The organism is Quadrisphaera sp. GCM10027208, assembly GCF_042658805.1.
GTDB lineage: Bacteria > Actinomycetota > Actinomycetes > Actinomycetales > SCSIO-59966 > SCSIO-59966.
This window is the reverse complement of record NZ_JBHSRC010000007.1, coordinates 140,113-158,781: the sequence shown is the minus strand read 5'-3', so window position 1 is coordinate 158,781 and position 18,669 is coordinate 140,113. Positions and strand designations below refer to the sequence as shown.

18 protein-coding genes are annotated in these 18,669 nt (G+C 72.7%); all 18 read left to right on the top strand.

What is annotated here, in order from left to right:
• Positions 1-187: 187 nt before the first annotated feature.
• The 18 genes from ACFP6A_RS12330 to ACFP6A_RS12245 all read left to right on the top strand — a co-directional run bounded on the left by ACFP6A_RS12330 (position 188) and on the right by ACFP6A_RS12245 (position 18,661).
• Positions 188-1,258, top strand: a complete 1,071-nt coding sequence (locus ACFP6A_RS12330) for an acetamidase/formamidase family protein (protein WP_379603947.1) — start codon at positions 188-190, stop codon at positions 1,256-1,258.
• On the top strand, positions 1,255-2,502 hold the full coding sequence (locus tag ACFP6A_RS12325) for an amidase family protein (RefSeq protein ID WP_379603945.1): 1,248 nt from the start codon (positions 1,255-1,257) through the stop codon (positions 2,500-2,502). Before ACFP6A_RS12330 ends, ACFP6A_RS12325 begins: the two co-directional genes overlap by 4 nt.
• Positions 2,503-2,547: 45 nt before the next feature.
• Positions 2,548-3,045 carry a 2-oxo-4-hydroxy-4-carboxy-5-ureidoimidazoline decarboxylase gene (gene uraD / locus ACFP6A_RS12320; RefSeq protein ID WP_379603943.1) on the top strand — a complete coding sequence of 166 codons (498 nt, stop codon included), beginning with the start codon at positions 2,548-2,550 and terminating at the stop codon, positions 3,043-3,045.
• Positions 3,042-3,356: a hydroxyisourate hydrolase gene (gene uraH, locus ACFP6A_RS12315; protein WP_379603941.1), complete on the top strand. Its 315-nt coding sequence runs from the start codon at positions 3,042-3,044 to the stop codon at positions 3,354-3,356. The genes uraD and uraH overlap by 4 nt, the downstream gene beginning before the upstream one ends.
• The gene (gene pucL, locus ACFP6A_RS12310; RefSeq protein WP_379603939.1) at positions 3,356-4,252 is read left to right on the top strand and encodes a factor-independent urate hydroxylase; all 897 of its coding nucleotides are present in this window, start codon (positions 3,356-3,358) and stop codon (positions 4,250-4,252) included. The genes uraH and pucL overlap by 1 nt, the downstream gene beginning before the upstream one ends.
• Complete coding sequence (allB, locus tag ACFP6A_RS12305) at positions 4,249-5,589, top strand: allantoinase AllB (protein WP_379603937.1); 1,341 nt, start codon at positions 4,249-4,251, stop codon at positions 5,587-5,589. The genes pucL and allB overlap by 4 nt, the downstream gene beginning before the upstream one ends.
• Positions 5,589-6,809, top strand: a complete 1,221-nt coding sequence (locus ACFP6A_RS12300) for a pyridoxal-phosphate-dependent aminotransferase family protein (RefSeq protein WP_379603936.1) — start codon at positions 5,589-5,591, stop codon at positions 6,807-6,809. Before allB ends, ACFP6A_RS12300 begins: the two co-directional genes overlap by 1 nt.
• On the top strand, positions 6,806-8,047 hold the full coding sequence (locus tag ACFP6A_RS12295) for an allantoate amidohydrolase (protein WP_379603934.1): 1,242 nt from the start codon (positions 6,806-6,808) through the stop codon (positions 8,045-8,047). Before ACFP6A_RS12300 ends, ACFP6A_RS12295 begins: the two co-directional genes overlap by 4 nt.
• Complete coding sequence (locus tag ACFP6A_RS12290; RefSeq protein ID WP_379603932.1) at positions 8,044-8,859, top strand: MurR/RpiR family transcriptional regulator; 816 nt, start codon at positions 8,044-8,046, stop codon at positions 8,857-8,859. The genes ACFP6A_RS12295 and ACFP6A_RS12290 overlap by 4 nt, the downstream gene beginning before the upstream one ends.
• Positions 8,859-9,668, top strand: coding sequence for an FAD binding domain-containing protein (locus ACFP6A_RS12285; protein WP_379603930.1), 810 nt, complete (start codon positions 8,859-8,861; stop codon positions 9,666-9,668). The genes ACFP6A_RS12290 and ACFP6A_RS12285 overlap by 1 nt, the downstream gene beginning before the upstream one ends.
• Entirely contained in the window at positions 9,665-12,307 is a 2,643-nt protein-coding gene (locus ACFP6A_RS12280) for a molybdopterin-dependent oxidoreductase (RefSeq protein WP_379603928.1), read from the top strand. The genes ACFP6A_RS12285 and ACFP6A_RS12280 overlap by 4 nt, the downstream gene beginning before the upstream one ends.
• On the top strand, positions 12,307-12,780 hold the full coding sequence (locus tag ACFP6A_RS12275) for a nucleoside deaminase (RefSeq protein ID WP_379603926.1): 474 nt from the start codon (positions 12,307-12,309) through the stop codon (positions 12,778-12,780). The genes ACFP6A_RS12280 and ACFP6A_RS12275 overlap by 1 nt, the downstream gene beginning before the upstream one ends.
• Positions 12,781-12,953: 173 nt before the next feature.
• Entirely contained in the window at positions 12,954-14,012 is a 1,059-nt protein-coding gene (locus ACFP6A_RS12270) for an ABC transporter substrate-binding protein (protein ID WP_379603924.1), read from the top strand.
• A 27-nt stretch (positions 14,013-14,039) separates the two neighbouring features.
• Positions 14,040-14,867, top strand: a complete 828-nt coding sequence (locus tag ACFP6A_RS12265; RefSeq protein ID WP_379603922.1) for an ABC transporter ATP-binding protein — start codon at positions 14,040-14,042, stop codon at positions 14,865-14,867.
• A gap of 5 nt (positions 14,868-14,872) precedes the next feature.
• Positions 14,873-15,655: an ABC transporter permease gene (locus tag ACFP6A_RS12260; RefSeq protein WP_379603920.1), complete on the top strand. Its 783-nt coding sequence runs from the start codon at positions 14,873-14,875 to the stop codon at positions 15,653-15,655.
• Complete coding sequence (locus ACFP6A_RS12255; RefSeq protein WP_379603919.1) at positions 15,652-16,497, top strand: ABC transporter permease; 846 nt, start codon at positions 15,652-15,654, stop codon at positions 16,495-16,497. The genes ACFP6A_RS12260 and ACFP6A_RS12255 overlap by 4 nt, the downstream gene beginning before the upstream one ends.
• 47 nt (positions 16,498-16,544) lie before the next feature.
• On the top strand, positions 16,545-17,615 hold the full coding sequence (gene add / locus ACFP6A_RS12250) for an adenosine deaminase (RefSeq protein WP_379603918.1): 1,071 nt from the start codon (positions 16,545-16,547) through the stop codon (positions 17,613-17,615).
• On the top strand, positions 17,612-18,661 hold the full coding sequence (locus ACFP6A_RS12245) for an isopenicillin N synthase family dioxygenase (RefSeq protein WP_379603917.1): 1,050 nt from the start codon (positions 17,612-17,614) through the stop codon (positions 18,659-18,661). The genes add and ACFP6A_RS12245 overlap by 4 nt, the downstream gene beginning before the upstream one ends.
• Positions 18,662-18,669: the final 8 nt, after the last annotated feature.

Below are 18,669 nucleotides of genomic sequence, written 5' to 3'. Positions count from 1 at the left end.
TGCTCGTGGGCAGGTGTTGCGGCCTCGTAGCGCCGACATTTCCCCCCGGGGTCACCCGCCCGGCCAGGTAATCCCCCTGTCGTTATGCCGACGGGGGGACGGGCCCCACCGGGAGCGACGTATGCCGACGCGCCGGTCCTCCCGGTGCGGAACACGATTGAAACGTGCGTTCCGTATCTTCCCGCCGGTGCTCACACCAGTGCTCCAGCCGGGGAGCGGCCCGATCCACGCCGGTACGTACCTTCCTGCCACCCCGGACGCCGTGCTGTGGGGCCGGTTGCCGTGCGCGGCGGACCCCCCGGTCGTCACTGTCGCCGCCGGCACCGAGATCACCGTCGACACCGTCAGCCACGAGGGGATCCTGGAGGACCAGGGTCGCGACCCGTTGGCCTACTTCGGCCGGCACGGGGTCGCCGAGGTACTCCAGGACGCCGTCGCCCTGGCGAAGAGCGACGACCCGCACCGGTTCGGGGTCGACGGGCCGCACGTCGTCAGCCGGCCGATCGCCGTCGAAGGGGCCCGGGTCGGCGACCTGCTGGCCATCACCCTGCTGGACGCCACGCCGCGGGTGCCCTACGGCATCATCTCCAACCGGCACGGCCGCGGCGCCCTGCCCGGCGAGTACCCCGGCGACGACATGCCCGTCTTCAGCGCCTTCGCCGGCGTGGACGGCGACGGAACGCACGCCTCGGTACCGTTGACCCCGGACAGTGAGCGCACGGCGCGGTTCCCGCTGCGCCCTTTCCTCGGGATCATGGGCATCGCGGTGCCCGGAGCTGAGCGGCCGCACTCGGTACCGCCTGGCCGGCACGGCGGCAACCTCGACATCGCCCTGCTGACAGCCGGTAGCACGCTGTACCTGCCGGTCCAGGTCGACGGTGCCCTGGCCTACGTCGGGGACCCGCACTTCGCCCAAGGCGACGGGGAGGTGTGCCTGACAGCCCTGGAGGGCAGTCTGCGCGCGACGCTGCGGCTTGACGTCCTCGCTCGGGAGGATGCGGTGCGGCGCTTCGGGGACCTGGCCGGCCCGCTCGCCGAGACCAGCGACTTCCTGGTGCCCACTGGGCTCGACGAGGACCTCGACACCGCGGTCCAGAGCTGCGTGCGCGCCGCCATCGCGCTCCTGCAGGCACGGTTCGGGATGGACCCGCGGCTCGCCTACGCGTACCTCTCCGCGGCGACCGACTTTCGGATCAGCCAGGTGGTCGACGTCGTCAAGGGGGTCCACGCCACGATCCGGAAGGCCGACTTCGCGTGACCGGCGAGGTGCCGGAGCACGGAGGCTGGCAGGTCACCGCCGCGCACGTCTCGGCGGAGCCGTCCCCCCTGGACACCAGGGTCTGGCGCGTCGTCGGCGACCCACTCGTCCGCCCGACGGGCACGGGGCCGCTGACCCGTCAGACCGTCGCGGTCAAGGACCTGTACGCGGTGGCCGGCCACCCCATCGGTGCAGGCAACCCGAGGTGGCTGGCGGAGGCCCGCCCGGAACCCCGCCACGCGGCCACGGTCGCCGCGCTGCTGGCAGCCGGTGCGGCCGTCCGCGGGATCGCCCGCACCGACGAGCTGGCCTACTCCCTGGCCGGCACGAACTCCCACTACGGTGCCCCGCCGAACCCCCAGGCCCCGCACCGCATCCCCGGGGGCTCCTCAAGCGGTAGCGCCAGCGCGGTCGCCCTCGGTCACGCCACCATCGGGTTGGGTACCGACACCGGCGGATCGATCCGCGTGCCGGCCGCCTACCAGGGACTGTTCGGCATCCGGACGACTCACGGCGCCGTGGACCGGACCGGCCTGCTCCCGCTGGCGCCGGCGTTCGACGCCGTGGGCTGGCTGACCCGGTCCCCGGACCTGCTGCGTACGGTCGGCGACGTGCTGCTGCCACCAGGATCCCCCGGCGGCGGTACCGAGCTGGTTGTCGTCGACCGGCTGGTCGCGAGCGCACACCCCGACGTCGCCGCGGTCGTTCGCGCCTGGACGGCCGCGGCCGGCGCCAGAACCCTCGACGTACCCCTCGACTCGCTCGACGAGTGGCGCACCGCGTTCCAGACCTGTCAGGCGTTCCAGGCCTGGCGCACCCACGGCCGGTGGCTGTCCGAGAACCTCGACGCACTCGGCGAGGACGTGCGGTCGCGTTTCGCGGCCGCCTCTCGCGTCGACGACGCCGCCGCCGAGCGGGCGCGCGCGGTGGTGGAAGCTGCCCGAACGCAGCTGCGGGAGCTCGTCGCCGACCGTGTGCTGGCCCTGCCGAGCGCGCCGTCGGTGGCGCCGTCGGTCTCCACCGGAGCCACCCTCCAGGACCGCAACGCCACCATGCGGCTGACCTGCCTGGCGGCGGTCGCCGGACTGCCCGCCGTCAGCATCCCCGTCCGCACCGCTGACGGGCTCCCCGCCGGCGTCTGCCTGGTGGCCGGGGCCGGGCGCGACCGCGAACTCCTCGACCTCGTGGTCGAGTACGTTGAGTACGTCGAGTACGTTGAGTACGTCGAGTACACAGAACGCTGAAACAACTGCAACGCGCCTGAAACGATCGTTTCCTACGGTGGCCAGGTGCGCATCGCCGAGTTCGACGCCCTCGCGCCCGGAGAGGCTGCCTCTCTGCTGTTGCGCTGCGCCGACATCCCGTCCTTCGCGGCCGCTGTCGCGCAGGGGCGTCCCTACGGCACGGTGGACAACCTCCTTGCCGCCGTTCGGGAGCGGACCACCTCCTGGACGGACGCCGAGGTCGACGCGGCCCTCACCGACCACCCCCGCATCGGCGAGCGACCAGCCGGCAGCGGGCCGACCGCAGCGATCGCCAGTCGCGAGCAGGCTGGCGTGGACCCGGCAGACGAGCCGCTGCGGCAGCGGCTGGCCGAGGGCAACCGGCGGTACGAGGAGCGATTCGGCCGGATCTACCTCGTCCGCGCCGCAGGGCGCACCGGACCGGAGCTGCTGGACCTGCTTGAGCAGCGCCTGGCCAACGACCCCGCGACAGAGCTGTCGGTGACCCGGTCGCAGCTGGCGGAGATCGCTCTGCTCCGCTTGGAGGGGCTGGTGGGCCCGTGAGCTCCTTCAGCACGCACGTCCTCGACGCCGCGCTCGGCCGCCCGGCCGCCGGGATGGAGGTGCTCCTCAGCCTGGCCGACGGCAGTACCCGGCCGGGCCGCACGGACGACGACGGGCGCGCCCGGGTGGACGCCGACCTGCCGGCGGGCGTGCACACCGTGCGGTTCGAGACCGGCACCTGGTTCGCCGGCCAGCGACGCACCACCTTCTATCCCGCCGTGACGGTGACCTTCACGATGACCGACGGCGAGCACCACCACGTCGCGCTGGTCCTCAGCCCGTTCTCCTACACCACCTACCGGGGGACCTGATGAGCAGCTCGTACGTGCTCGGCCCGCACCAGTACGGCAAAGCCGAGGTCCGCCTGGTCCGCCTCGAGCGGGGAGCGCCGGAGCACGACATCGCCGACCTCACCGTCACCACTCAGCTGCGCGGCGACTTCGACGCCGCCTACACCGACGGCGACAACGCGCACGTGCACGCCACCGACACGCAGAAGAACACCGTCTACGCGCTCGCCAAGGAGCACGGCGTGACCTCCCCCGAGGAGTTCCTGCTCGTGCTGGCCGCTCACTGGCGCGCCCAGCCGTGGGTGGCTGGTACGCAGATGACCGCCGGGCAGCACAGATGGGACCGCATCGGTGCCGGCACACCGGGGGCAGGGCACTCCTTCGCCCGCAACGGCGGCGAGGTACGTACCGCCGTGGTGCAGACCGACGGCGACGAGACGTTCGTGCTCGGTGGGCTCACCGGCCTGACCCTCCTCAAGAGCACCGGCAGCGAGTTCTCCGGGTTCCCGCGCGACCGGTTCACCACGCTGCCCGAGACGAGCGACCGGATCCTCGCCACCAGCGTCACCGCCTGGTGGCGGTACGCGGAGAACCCACCGGACTGGGACGCTGCTCACACCGCCGCCCGCGGCGCACTGGTAGGGGCCTTCGCCGCCACCCACAGCCTGGCGCTCCAGCAGACCGTCCACGCCATGGGAGCCGCCGCGATGGACGCCGTCCCGGAGGTCGCGGAGATCCGGATCAGCTGCCCGAACAAGCACCATGTCGAAGTCGACCTCGACCCCTTCGGACTGACCAACGGCGGTGAGGTGTTCGTCGCAGCCGACCGGCCCTACGGACTGATCCAGGCCACCCTCCAGCGCGCCGGCGTCCCCGCGGAGCCGCGCGCCTGGACCGCCGTGCCGGCGTTCGCGTGAGCGCCGCCCTAGCGGCCACCTCGACGCTGCGCGCGCGGCGCGTGCTGGTCGGCGACACCGTCCGGCCGGCCACTGTGCGCATCGCCGGCGGCCGGATCGCCGCGATCGACCCCTTCGACGCCGATCGCGTCCCGGACGTCCCGGACACCGCCTACCTCCTGCCCGGCGCAGTGGACACCCACGTCCACGTCAACGAGCCGGGCCGGACCCACTGGGAGGGGTTCGCCACCGCCACGCTGGCCGCCGCTCTCGGCGGCGTCACGACCCTGGTCGACATGCCACTGAACTCCGTGCCGCCGACGACCACGGTGGAGCACCTCCGGCTGAAGCAGGAGGCGGCACGCAGCCGGCTCGCGATCGACGTGGCGTTCTGGGGTGGCGCGGTGCCGGGCAACGAGCACGACCTCGAACCGCTCTGGGACGCCGGCGTGGTCGGCCTCAAGTGCTTCCTCTCGCCCAGCGGTGTCGACGAGTTCCCACCGTTGGACCCCGCCGGCTTTCGCCGCGCGCTGCGCACCGTCGCGGGGTTCGGTGGGCTGGTCGTGGTGCACGCCGAGGACCCCGCCGTCCTGGACGCCGCGCCCGCCCGTGCGAGCCGGGCGTATGCCGACTTCCTGCTCAGCCGGCCGGACGAGGCCGAGACCGCGGCGATCCGCCAGGTGCTCGACGGCGTCCGGGAGACCGGCGCCCGGGTGCACGTACTGCACCTTTCCAGCGCCCGGGCGCTCCCCTTGCTCCGGGACGCCCGCGACGAGGGCCTGGCGGTCACCGTCGAGACCTGCCCGCACTACCTCGTGCTCAGCGCCGAGCAGATCCCGGACGCCGCGGCGGAGTTCAAGTGCTGCCCGCCGATCCGCGACGCCGGCAACCGCGACGAGTTGTGGGCAGCGCTGGTCGAGGGCGTCATCGACTGCGTCGTCAGCGACCACTCCCCCACGACGGTGGAGGAGAAGAGCCGGGGCGACGGCGACCTCCAGCAGGCCTGGGGCGGCGTCTCGGGACTCCAGGTGGGCTTCACCGCCGTCGCCGCCGAGGCTGCCCGACGCGGCATCGACGTGGCCACGGTCAGCCGCTGGATGTCCCGGAACACCGCCGACCTCGTCGGCCTGGACTCCAAGGGCCGGATCGAGGTGGGCTCCGATGCCGACCTCGTGGTCTACGACACCGCGCAGGAGACCGCCGTCGCCGCCGACCGGCTGGCGCACCGCAACCCCATCTCGGCCTACGACGGGCTCACCTTTGCCGGCCGGGTCACGCGCACCCTCGTGCGCGGTTCCGTGCTCGACCCGGATCTACCCGACCACGGGTGGGGCCAGCAGCTGAGGAGGAGCGCCTGATGGTCGCCACCGCCGGTCTGGACGTCCCCCCGCGGCTGCTCATGGGTCCCGGACCGGTCACCGTCGACCCCCGGGTCCTGCGCGCGATGTCGGCCCAGCTGGTCGGGCAGTTCGACCCGTTCATGACCGCGACCATGGACGAGGCGATGGCGCTCTACCGCCAGGTGTTCCGCACCACCAACGAGCAGACCTTCCTCGTCGACGGCACGTCCCGCGCCGGCGTCGAGGCAGCGCTCGTCTCGCTGCTGGAACCGGGGGACCGAGTGCTCGTGCCGGTCTTCGGGCGGTTCGGCGCACTGCTGCGGGAGATCGCCGAGCGCTGCGGTGCGGCGGTACACACCGTCGAGGTGCCCTGGGGCGAGGTGGTGCCGCCAGAGTCGGTGGAGGAGGCGGTGCTGCGGGTCCGTCCGAAGCTCGTCGCCGTCGTCCACGGCGACACCTCCACCACGATGTGCCAGCCGCTCGCCGACATCGGGGAGATCTGCCGCCGGCACGGCGTCCTGCTCTACTGCGACGCCACCGCCTCGCTCGGCGGCAACGCCTTCGAGACCGACGCCTGGGGCGTAGACGTCGCCAGCGCCGGTCTGCAGAAGTGCCTCGGCGGCCCGCCGGGCAGTGCGCCGATCACCCTGTCCACCGCCGCAGCGGGGCTGATCGAGGCCCGCACGCACGTGGAGGCCGGCATCCGCGAACACGGTGACACCGACCACGGCACCCGCATTGCCAGCAACTACCTCGACCTGGCCCAGGTCATGGCGTACTGGGGACCGCGCCGGCTCAACCACCACACCGAGGCCACCTCGATGCTCTACGCCGCGCGCGAGTGCGCCCGGCTGCTGGTCGAGGAGGGTCTCGACGCCACGATCGCCCGCCACGAGCTCCACGGGCGAGCGATGCTCACCGGCATCCTCGGCCTGGGCCTGGAGCCGTTCGGCGACCCGGCGCACAAGATGAGCAACGTCGTCGCCGTCCGCGTCCCCGACGGTGTCGCTGCGGACACTGTCCGCACAGCGCTGCTGGAGGACTTCGGTATCGAAATCGGCACCTCGTTCGGCCCCCTGCACGGGCGCGTCTGGCGGATCGGGACCATGGGCTACAACGCCCGGCGGGACGCCGTCCTCACCACGCTGGCCGCGCTCGAGCAGGTACTGCGCGGCTGCGGCGTGCCCGTGCCAGCCGGTGGTGGCGTCGGTGCCGCCCTCGAGGTGTACCAGGCATGACCACGGCCGCCACCGTCCTGGCTCGCTGCGCGGAGCTGGACCGGATCTCCGCCCGGCCCCACCGTCTCGAGCGCGTCCACCTCACCCCGCAGCACGCAGCCGCCAACCGGCTCACCGCGTCGTGGATGGCAGCGGCGGGGCTGACCCCGTGGCAGGACCCGGCGGGCAACCAGTGGGGCCGCCGCGAAGGACGGGCACCGGGGCTGCCGGCCCTGGTGCTCGGGTCCCACCTCGACACCGTGCCCGACGCCGGCAGCTACGACGGGATGCTGGGTGTGGTCATGGCTGTGGCCGTGGCCGAACGGCTCCGCGGCACCGACCTCCCGCTCGCCCTGGAGGTCGTGGGTTTCGGGGACGAGGAGGGCACCCGTTTCGGCACCGCGCTGCTCGGCAGCCGCGCCGTGGCCGGTACCTGGGACCCGGCGTGGTGGGAGCTGCGCGACGCCGAGGGCGTGTCGTTGCACCGGGCCTTCGTCGACTTCGGGCTCGACCCGTCGCGGGTCGGCGAGGCCACCCGGACGCCCGACGAGCTCGTCGGGTACCTGGAGGCGCACATCGAGCAGGGCACCTGCCTCGAGGCGGCCGACCGGTCGCTGGGCTACGTCACCACGATCGCGGGCGCGCGACGGTTCCGGCTCGTGGTGCTGGGTGAGGCGCGGCACGCCGGCAGCACGCCGTACGAGCGCCGCCGCGACGCGCTGGCCGGTGCGGGCGAGGTGGTGCTCGCCGTCGAGCGGCTGGCGCAGGCCCACGGCTGCATCGCCACCGTCGGCCGGCTGGAGGTGCACCCAGGCGCGGTCAACGTCGTCCCGGGCCGGGCCGACCTCAGCGTCGACCTGCGCGCCGCGACGGATGCCGAGCGCGACGGCATGTGGGACGTGCTGGGTGCTGAGATCGAGAGCATCTGCGTGCGCCGGGGTCTGCGGTTAGAGGTCGCGGAGAACCATCGCGCCCCCGCGGTGGCCTGCGCCCCCTGGCTGCAGCAGGCCGTGGTGGAGGGAATCGGCGCAACCGACGACCACGGTAGGGACCAGCCGATGGGCCTGTGGAGTCGGGCCGGACACGACGCGATGGCGATGGCGGCGATCACGGACGTCGGCATGCTCTTCCTCCGCTGCACGGACGGGATCAGCCACGGACCCGACGAGGGCGTCCGTGAGATCGACGTCGCACGCGGGTTGGACGCGCTCGAGGCGGCGGTGCTGCGGGTGGCTGCCGCGGTCGAGGAGCGGACGTGAACGGCCTCCGGATCGACGAGCGGATCGCCCGCTACCACCCGACGCTGACCTCCCAGGAGCGGCGGGCCGCCGAGACCCTTCTCGAGCACCTGGACGACCTGGGCACCTACCGGGCCGCCGAGCTGGCCGCCCTGGCCGGGGTCTCCAAGGCGACGATGAGCCGGCTGTTCCGCTCGCTCGGCTTCGCGGACTTCGACGAGGTCCGCGACCACCTCCGGTCACTGCGCACCGCCGGCGAGCCGCGGCGGGTGAGTGGGCCCCCAGACCTGGCCACACACGTCTCCGACGAGGCCACCGCCGTCGCCACCGCGGTGCTGGAGCCGGCGGTGGCCGAGGCCGTGGCGGTGCTCGCCGACGCTCGCCAGGTACTGGTCGTCGGCTGGCGCAACAGTCACCCGGTGGCCCTGCACCTGCGCGAGCAGCTGGTGCAGGCCCGGCCCCGGGTTCACCTGGCGCCCGTACCAGGTCAAGTGCTCGGCGAGGAGCTCGCCGACCTCGGCCGCGGTGACGCCGTGCTGGCCGTTGGCTTCCGCCGCCGGCCGGCCGGGTTCGCCGGTTTCCTCGCCACCGCCGCGGCAACCGGCGCCGACGTGGTCCTCCTGGCCGACCCCACCGCCGCAGGCCACTCAGGCGTCGCGCGGGTGTGGCTGCCCTGTCCGGTGCAGGGCAGGCTCGCCTACGACTCGTACGCCGCCGCGATGAGCCTGGTGGCCGTGCTCGCCGACGGCGTTCTGGCCCGTGCGGGCCGCGCCGGTCGCGACCGGATCTCGGCGATCAGCGACATCTACTCCGACCTCGGCGAGGTGGAGTGATGGACCTGGCCCGCGTGGAGACCTACCGCGGCGCGCACGACCGGGAGGACCTGCGACTGCGTCCCGGAGAGCGGCTGCTCGCCGGCGGGACATGGCTGTTCTCCGAGCCGCAACCGGAGGTCACCGGCCTGGTCGACCTCACGACGATGCGCTGGGAGCCCTGGGAGGCGTTACCGGGCGGCGGGCTGCGGCTGGCCGCCACGTGCACGGTGGAGCAGGTTCGCTCGGCACCGTGGCCTTCCTCGGCGCTGGCGGAGCAGTGCGCCGACGCACTGCTGATGCCGTTCACGGTGCAGTCGGCCGCGACCGTAGGTGGCAACCTGTGCCTTGGTCTACCGGCCGGCGCCATGATCGCTTTGACCGCCGCGCTGGCCGGCGAGGTCGTCCTGCTGACGCCCGACGGCGGGCAGCGGCACGCAGCGGTGACGGACTTCGTGCAGGGTGCCGGGGCCGTGGATCTGCGACCGGGCGAGGTCCTCCGCTGCGTGGAGCTGCCCGGGCCCGCGCTGCGACAGGCCAACGCCGTGCGCCGGGCCGCGCTCACCACCTACGGCCGTTCCGCCGCCCTGGTGATCGGACGACGCAGCGCCGAGTCTGTCGTGCTCACCGTGACCGCCTCGGTGCCGCGGCCGGTCGTGCTCGCGGTCGCGGCCACAGCGACCGGGACGGCGGTACGTCGTGCGGTGGCCGACGCCTGCGGCTCGGTGGGGTGGTTCGCCGATCTGCACGGCGCCACGGACTGGCGGGCCGCACAGACCGTGCGTCTGGCGGCCGAGGTGCACGCCGAGCTGACGGAGGGAGCCGCGTGATCCTTGATGGGGAGGAGGTGCCCGGCGCGCCGGCACCTGGGCAGTGCCTGCGCACCTGGATCCGCGCCTGTGGCGGGACAGCGGTGAAGAAGGGCTGCGACTCCGGCGACTGCGGCGCGTGCACCGTCCTGCTGGACGGCGTGCCGGTGCACTCCTGCGTCACGCCGGCTGCCCGCGCCGCCGGCCGGGAGGTGACGACGGCGGCGGGGCTGGGGACGCCCGAGCAGCTCTCGCCGGTACAACGACGATTCGTCGAGGCCGGCGCGTTCCAGTGCGGGTTCTGCACGCCGGGCTGGGTGGTGACCGCGACCGCGCTCGCCGACGACGACGGCACCGTGCAGGTGGCCGAGCCGGAACGGGTCTTCAAGGGCAACCTGTGCCGCTGCACCGGCTACCGCTCGATCCGCGACGCGCTCGCGGGCACGGTGAATGTGACGACCAGAGGTGGCGTCGGCTGCTCGGTCGCCGCGCCGGCCGCTCCGCGGGTGGTCAGCGGTCGCGAGGCCTTCACCCTCGACCTGCCGGATGCCGGGGTGCTCCACGTGGCCCTGGTCCGCTCGCCGTACGCGCACGCCCGCGTGGTCTCGGTCGACTGTGCCGCCGCGCGATCGGTGCCCGGCGTCGTGCTGGTGCTGACGCCGGGTGACTCCCCGGACGTCCTGTACTCGACCGCCCGGCACGAGAACCGGCTGGACGACCCGGACGACACCCGGCTGCTGGATGACGTCGTGCGGTTCCGGGGCCAACGTGTCGCGGCTGTCGTGGCCGAGTCGGTCGCTGTCGCCCAGCACGCCGCAGCGCTGGTCGAGGTGGTCTACGCGTCGCTCCCGGCAGTGTTCGATCCCGAGGCTGCGCGCTCCCCGGGCGCGCCGCTGCTGCACGCCGACAAGGATCCGGCCGCTTCCCGGATCGCCGACCCGCTGCGCAACCTCGTGGCCGCCACACACGGCGAGGTCGGCGACGTCGACGCCGGGCTCAGCGCCGCCGCGCACACCGTGCGAGGCACCTGGACCACCGCCCGGGTGGCCCACGCCGCCCTGGAGGCGCACGGTGCCCGGGCCTGGGTCGACGACGACGGCACGCTCGTCGTCCGCACCAGCACCCAGGTGCCCTTCCTGGTCCGCGACGAGCTGGCCCGGGTCCTCGGCCGTGCACCGCACCAGGTGCGGGTAGTCGCGGCCCGGGTGGGGGGCGGCTTCGGCGGCAAGCAGGAGCTCCTGGTCGAGGACGTCGCGGCGCTGGCGGCGCTGCGGCTCGCCGAGCGGGGCGACCGGCGTCCGGTGCAGCTGGAGATGACCCGTGAGGAGCAGTTCACCGCGATCCCGCTGCGCCACCCGATGCGGGTGACCGTGGAGCTGGGGGCCGACACGGCGGGCCGACTCACCGCGATGCGGGTCGAGGTGCTCAGCGACACCGGGGCGTACGGCAACCACGGCCCTGGGGTCGTGTTCCACGGCGTGCACGAGTCCGTGGCCGTGTACCGCTGCCCCGCCAAGCGGGTCGACGCCGAGGCCGTGTACACGAACAACCCGCCGAGCGGTGCCTTCCGCGGCTACGGGCTCGGTCAGGTGGTCTTCGGTGTCGAGTCAGCGCTGGATGAACTGGCTCGCGAGGTCGGCATCACCCCGTTCGAACTGCGCCGCCGCAACGTCGTGGTGCCCGGCGACCCGCTCGTCGTCAACGGCGCACCCTCACCCGACCTGGAGTTCGGCAGCTACGGCCTCGACCAGTGCCTGGACCTCGCCGAGTCGGCGCTGGCCGGTACCCGTCCAGCCTACCCTCCGGCCGAGGGGTGGGCAGTCGGCGAGGGCATGGCGCTGGCCATGATCGCCACCATCCCGCCGCGTGGGCACCGCTCGCACGCGCAGATCGCCCTCTTCCCCGACGGCACCGCCACCGTCACGGTGGGCACGGCGGAGTTCGGCAACGGAACGGCGACCGTGCACACCCAGCTGGTCGCCGAGGCACTCGGGCTCGACCCCGACCGGGTCCGGCTGATCGCCTCTGACACCGCCACCTCCGGCTACGACTCCGGCGCCTTCGGTTCCACCGGGTCGGTTGTCGCAGGGCTGGCCGTGCAACGTGCCGCCGCCGAGGTGCGCCGGCGGCTGGAGGCCCTCGGAGGTTTGGCCGCCCTGCCCGCGACGGACGGCCCGATCGTGGCCAGCGGTACCTGCGACGGCGACCGGCGGTCGGTGGCCTTCAACGTGCACGCGGTCCGGGTGGCGGTGCACCCAGCCAGCGGCGAGGTACGAGTCCTGGACTCGGTGCAGGCCGTGGACGCGGGGGTGGTGCTCAACCCCGAGCAGCTGCGCGGCCAGGTGGATGGCGGAGTGGCGCAAGCGGTCGGATCCGCATTGCAGGAGGAGGTCGTCGTCGTGGACGGCGAGGTCCGCACACGCGGCTTCCGCACGTACCGCGCCCCGAGGCTGGGCGACGTGCCCACGACGCGGGTCCTGGTCGCGGACACCGTCGACGCCTTGGGCCCGCACGGCGCCAAGTCGATGAGCGAGGCTCCGTACAACCCCGTCGCACCGGCGATCGCCAACGCCGTGCGCGACGCCGTCGGCGTCCGCCCCCACGAGCTGCCGATGAGCAGGGACCGGATCTGGCGCCTGACCCGAGGAGGGACCCCGTGATGACCGCTGCCGACGAGACGTGGTTGCAGCAGGCGGTCGACCTCGCCACGGCGAACGTGGCAACCGGCGGCGGGCCGTTCGGGGCGGTCGTCGTCCGTGGCGACGAGGTCCTCGCGACCGGCGTCAACCGGGTGACCCGCGACCTGGACCCGACCGCCCACGCCGAGGTCAGCGCCATTCGCGCGGCCTGCCGCGAGCTCGGCGTCTTCTCGCTGGCCGGCTGCACGATGTACGCCTCGTGCGAGCCGTGCCCGATGTGCGCCACCTCGGCGCTGTGGGCGCGGCTGGACCGGGTGGTCTTCGCCGCCAACCGCCATGACGCGGCCGCCGGCGGTTTCGACGACCGGGCCTTCTACGACCTGCTCACCGCCGCACCGCTCTCCTGGCCCACCGCGTTGCAGGAGCTGCGGCTGGGCACTGCGGTGGCGCCGTTCGCCGCCTGGCGGGACAACCCGCTGCGCGTGGACTACTGACCCGGTGGAACGGCCGTTCCAGGCCGGGATGGGAGTTTCTTTAACACCGCGGAAACGCTCCTCCACCTGCGGCGAAACCCGCCGCTCCTAGCGTCCGGGACGGACGACGATGGGGCCGGGCAACCGCTCCGCCGTCGAGGAGAGCCCGCCCCTTCCCGACCAGGAGAAGCCCCATGAGCAAGCGCGTCCAGCGCACCGCCGCCGTGATCACTGGCGCCGCCCTCGCCCTCACGGCGTGCGGCGGCTCCGCCGAGACCGACGCCGCCGCCGGCGAGGGCGGGGACCTCGGCCCACTGACGCTGCAGCTGTCCTGGATCAAGAACGCCGAGTTCGCCGGCGAGTACTTCGCCGACAGCAACGGCCACTACACCGCGGTCGGCTTCTCGGACGTGACCATGAACCCTGGCCCGGGGCCGATCGAGACGCTCGTGGCCAGTGGGGAAGCGGACTTCGGCCTCAGCAACGCTGTGGCAGCCGCCCAGGTGATCGCCGAGGAGGACGCGCCACTCAAGATCGTCGGCACGAAGTTCCAGAAGAACCCGTTCACCATCCTGTCCCTGGCCGACGGCGGGAACATCGCCACCCCCCAGGACCTGGTAGGCAAGCGGATCGGGGTCCAGGCCGGCGGCAACGAGACGCTGTTCGACGCGCTGCTCGAGGTCAACGGCATCGACCCAGGCACCGTGGAGAAGGTGCCGGTCGAGTACGACCCGGCACCGCTGATCGACGGCGAGGTCGACGGCTTCCTGGCCTATCTGACCAACGAGTCGATCACCGTGCAGGCCGCCGGCTACGAGGTGACCAACCTGCCCTTCGCTGACAACGGCCTGCCCTTCGTCGCCGAGAGCATCATCACGACCGACGAGATGATCGCCGAGAACCCTGCGACGGTGAAGGCGTTCCTGGAGGCTGAGATCCTGGGCTGGCAGGACTACCTGCGGGACCCGCAGGAGGGTGCCCGCCTCGCGGTCGAGGAGTACGGGGCCGATCTGGACCTCGACATGGCGAAGGAAGTCGAGCAGGCGGAGGTGCAGAGCACGCTGATCGTCACGCCCGACGTCAGGTCGAACGGGCTGCTGACCATCTCCGAGGAGCTGATCGACCAGAACATGACCACCCTGGCCGCCGCCGGCATCGACGTCTCCGACCCCGACGACCTCTTCGACCTGTCTCTCCTCGAGGAGCTGCTCGAGGAGAAGCCGGAGCTCGCCGAGGTCCCCAGCGCGGCCTGACCGCCCCCACGTGGACAGGAGCCCATCATGACCTCGATCTCCGAGGCTGAGGCCGCCCGGTCTGCCCCGGCGCAGCAGACGGGTGGCACCGGCATCCACCTCCAGGGCCTGACCAAGACCTTCGGATCCGGGCGCAAGCAGGTACCGGCGCTCGCGGACGCCACCCTGCACACCGCGCAGGGCAGCTTCGCCTCGCTGCTGGGCCCCTCAGGCTGCGGCAAGTCCACGATCCTGCGGATCCTCGCCGGGCTCGAGCAGCCGACCGGCGGCACCGCGCTCGTCGACGGCACCACCCCGCTCGACCTGCGCCGAGCGCACGCCTTGGGCATCGCCTTCCAGGACTCCGCCCTGCTGCCGTGGCGTTCGGTCGAGGCGAACATCCGACTGCCGTTCGAGGTCGCCGGCACCCGCCCCGACGCGGCCCTGGTGGCCGAGCTGATCCAGCTCGTGGGACTGTCCGGGTTCGAGAAGGCCAAGCCCGCGCAGCTGTCCGGAGGCATGCGCCAACGGGTCTCCATCGCGCGCGCCCTGGTGGTGAAGCCGTCGGTGCTGCTGCTCGACGAGCCATTCGGTGCCCTGGACGACATGACCCGGCAGCGGCTGAATGTGGAGCTCCTGCGGATCTGGACCGAGAAGCCGGCCACCACGCTGATGGTCACCCACGGGATCTCAGAGGCGGTCTTCCTGTCCGACCAGGTCGCGGTGATGAGCGCACGGCCGGGCCGGGTCGTGGAGGTCATCGACGTGGACCTGCCCCGCCCCCGGCACCCGGAGATCATGCGCACGCCGGAGTTCCACGCCCTGCACGACCACGCCTCCGAGCTGCTGTTCGGCAGCGGGACGGCTGAGGGGTGAACGGCGTGCAGTCCCGCGAGCCGGTGCGCGCGGCCGCCCTGGGGGCGCTGGGCCTGCTGGGCGTGGTGGCCGTGTGGTGGCTGCTGGTGCTCACCGTGCTCGCAGACGCCCGCATCCCCTCTCCGGCCGGGGTCGTGGGTGCGGCCATCGGCCGGGGGTGGGACTTCTACACCACCCACTTCGGGATCACCCTGCAGGAGGCCGCGGTCGGCTTCGGCTACGGCACCGTGGCCGCGGTCGCGCTGGCCGCTGTGACCCTGCTGGTGCCGGCGCTGGAGCCGCTGGTCATGCAGCTGGCGGTGATCACCTACTGCGTGCCGCTGGTGGCCATCGCCCCGGTGCTGTTCATCGTCATCGGCAACCCCGAGGAGGGGCAGCGAGCGGGCACCGCGACCGCCCTGGCGGCGCTGTCGGTCTTCTTCACCACCGTTGTCGGCACCGTGCTCGGCCTGCGGTCGGCGGACGCAGCCAGCCTGGAGGTCGTCCGGGTCTTCGGCGGCGGGCCGGTGCGGCAGCTGACCACGGTGCGGCTGGTGGCCGCGCTCCCCTCCGTGCTGGCCTCGCTTCGTGTGGCCGCGCCACTCGCCTTCCTCGGGGCGATCCTCGGCGAGTACGTCGGCGGCGTAGAGCGCGGCGTGGCCGTGACGCTCAAGATCGCGCAGCAGAACGTCGACGTCGACGGCGCCTGGGCTATCGGCCTGGGCTGCGCGCTGGTCGCCGGCGCCTTCTACGGGCTGTTCGCCATGCTCGGACGGGTCGTCACCCCGTGGTCCCAGGGGGCCGCATGAGTGCCGACCTGCTGATCTCCCGTCCGACCGAGGGACCGCGTCGGGCCCGGCACCCGCTGCTGATGGCCACGCTGCGGGCCGTCGGCTCGATGACGCTGGTCCTGGCCGTCGTCGTGGCCCTGTGGGTGGGGGCCCTGTGGGCCTTCGACGTCTCGAGCTACGTCGGCAAGGGCCCGCTGGACGTCGTCGACATCCTCTTTGTTGACGAGGATGCCCCCGCGCTGCGGACCGAGATCGCCGGGTTGCTCGCCCGCACTCTGCTCGACGCGGGCATCGGCTTCATCGCCGGCATGCTGGTCGCGGTGACGCTGGCGATCGCGGTCGTGCGGTTCCGTGCCGCGGAGAGCGCCGTCATGCCGGTCGCGCTCATCCTGCAGACCGTTCCGCTGATCGCGCTGGCGCCGATGCTCATCCTACTCGTGGGCCGCGGTTACGTGATCGTCGCCGTCATGAGCGCGGTGGTGGTGCTCTTCCCGGCGCTGGTCAACATCGTCGCCGGGCTGCGTTCGGTCGGCCCGCAGATGCGCGATCTCGTCCTCGTCTACGGCGGGAACCCGATGACCGTGCTGAGGAAGGTGGCCTTCCCGTCCGCGCTACCGGCGTTCTTCGCGTCGGTCCGCATCGCCGTGCCCGGGTCGATGACCGGCGCACTGCTGGCCGAGTGGCTGGCCACCGGCAAGGGCATCGGGTACGCGGTGGTCTCGGCCGCGGCTCGGTCGCAGATCAGCAAGGTGTGGGCGCTCGTCGTCGTCGTCACGCTGGTGTCACTGCTGCTCTACTTCCTCGCCCAGCTCGTCGAGGCAGCGGTGCTCAGCCGCTTCGGACAGTCGGACCGGGCATGACGGAGTCCACGCACCGCCCGCCTGGACGCCCACGGCACTCCCGTCGGGTGCCGGCCGACCCGGTCGTGGACGCCATGGTGGCGGCCCTGCCCAAAGTGAGCCTGCACTGCCACCTCATCGGCACGGCCGCGCCCCGGACCGTCGTCGAGCTCGCCGCCAAGCACGGAGTTCCGCTCGGGCGTGACGCCGAGGACCTCTACGACCACGCTAGCTACGAGGACCTCGGCGAGTTCCTCCGGGTGCTCGACGTCGTCGGCTCGGTCATCCGCGACGTCGACGACTTCCACCGGGTGACCTACGAGTCCCTCACCGCGGGCGGTGCAGCGCACAACGTCCTCTACCGCGAGATCCACCTCAGTCCGCCAGGCCATCCCGGGGTTCCCTACTCACGGATCCTCGAGGGCGTCGTCGCCGGCGTGCGCGACGCCCGCACCGACACCCGCATCGACGCTCGCCTCGTGGTGGCCATCAACCGGGAGCGCAGCGGCGCCGAGGCGGTCGAGCTGGTTCAGCAGGTGATCGAGCAGCGCGTCGACGAGGTGGTCGGCATCGGGCTGGACTACGCCGAGGTCAAGGGCCCGCCCGGGCGCTTCGTCGAGGCCTACCGGCTCGCCGGCCGCGCGGGTCTGGGCCGGACGGCCCATTCCGAGTCCGGTCCTCCTGGGCACGTGCTGACCCTGCTGGACGAGCTCGGCTGCAGCCGGATCGACCACGGTTACCACGTCGTCGATGACCCGGAGATCACGTCCCGGTGCGCGGCCGAGCGGGTCCCGTTCACCTGCACGCCGGTCAGTTCGGACATCGGCCGATACTCCGGCAGCGGCGACGGCACGCACACCCGGATCCGCCAGATGGTCGACGCCGGGCTGTGCGTAACGATCGACTCCGACGACCCGCCGATGTTCGGCACCGATCCCACGCACGACTTTCGGGTGCTCGCGCACGCTCTCGGCTACCGCCGCGAGCAGCTGGCCGCCTTCACCGCCAACGCCATCGACGCCTGCTGGCTCGACGAGACCGGCAAGGCGGACCTGCGCCGCCGGGCTACCGCAATGGTGGCCGCCACCCCTGACGCCCCTGACCCGGACCACTCGCCCACTCTCCAGGAGACCCCGTGAACGAGTTCACCGTGCCGGTCGTCGACATCTCCGCGTACGTCGACCCTGCCGGCTCTGCGCAGGCCCGGGCCACCGCCAGCCGCGCCTTCGACGACGCCGCCCGCACCGTCGGCTTCGTCCAGGTGCTCGGCCACGGCATCCCGACCTCGGTCACCGACGCCCTCGGCGCCGCGATCGACTCCTTCTTCGGTCTGCCCCTGGAGGTGAAGAAGAGCTATCGGACCCCGCCGGAGATCAACCGCGGGTACACCCCGCCGAGGACCGAGTCGCTGAGCCTCAGCCTGGGGCTGGCGCCCTCCAGCCGGATGCAGGACTTCTTCGAGGCCTTCAACATCGGCGCCGCCCGCAGCGACTACCCAGGCCTCGACCTGCCCGTCGTCGAGTACGCCGAGAACATCTGGCCCGACGAGGCCGATGGCTTCCGTGAGGCGGTGGCCGCCTACTTCGGCGAGGCGGCCCGGGTGGCGCGCACCCTGACGACGATGTTCGCCGACGCGCTGGGCCTCCCGGGCGGCTTCTTCGAGCGGTACACCGACCACAGCCTCGACGTGCTGCGGATGAACAACTACGCCCTGCCGCCCGGTGAGGTGCCGTTCGACGGTGACCTCACCGGGATGAGCGAGCACACCGACTACGGCATCGTCACCGTGCTCTGGGCCGACCAGGTCAAGGGCCTGCAGGTCCTTGACCACGAGGGCGCCTGGCACGACGTCATGCCCGCTGACGGCGCGTTGCTGATCAACCTTGGCGACCTCATGGCGCGGTGGACCAACGAACGGTGGATGTCGACCCTGCACCGGGTGAAGCCACCGGTCGTCGACGGGCGCATCGAGCGCCGGCGCTCCGCCGCGTTCTTCCACGACGGCAACATCGACGCCGTCATCGAGACGCTGCGGACCTGCCTGGACGCCGACGGGACGTCGGCGTACCCGCCCGTCACCGTCGGTGAGCACATCCGGGCGAAGCTGGCCGGCTCCCGGGCCGGTGTCGCCAACACCGAGGCGGAGCGGGAGGCAGCACGCGTCCTGGCCGCACGGCCGACCTGAGCTCGCCC

Bases quoted from the DNA above. Each gene is read 5' to 3' on its own strand.
- ACFP6A_RS12255 (WP_379603919.1), top strand. From the start codon at position 15,652: ATGAGTGCCGACCTGCTGATCTCCCGTCCGACCGAGGGACCGCGTCGG.
- ACFP6A_RS12295 (WP_379603934.1), top strand. From the start codon at position 6,806: ATGACCACGGCCGCCACCGTCCTGGCTCGCTGCGCGGAGCTGGACCGG.
- ACFP6A_RS12300 (WP_379603936.1), top strand. From the start codon at position 5,589: ATGGTCGCCACCGCCGGTCTGGACGTCCCCCCGCGGCTGCTCATGGGT.
- ACFP6A_RS12265 (WP_379603922.1), top strand. From the start codon at position 14,040: ATGACCTCGATCTCCGAGGCTGAGGCCGCCCGGTCTGCCCCGGCGCAG.
- ACFP6A_RS12270 (WP_379603924.1), top strand. From the start codon at position 12,954: ATGAGCAAGCGCGTCCAGCGCACCGCCGCCGTGATCACTGGCGCCGCC.
- ACFP6A_RS12275 (WP_379603926.1), top strand. From the start codon at position 12,307: ATGACCGCTGCCGACGAGACGTGGTTGCAGCAGGCGGTCGACCTCGCC.
- pucL (WP_379603939.1), top strand. From the start codon at position 3,356: ATGAGCAGCTCGTACGTGCTCGGCCCGCACCAGTACGGCAAAGCCGAG.
- ACFP6A_RS12285 (WP_379603930.1), top strand. From the start codon at position 8,859: ATGGACCTGGCCCGCGTGGAGACCTACCGCGGCGCGCACGACCGGGAG.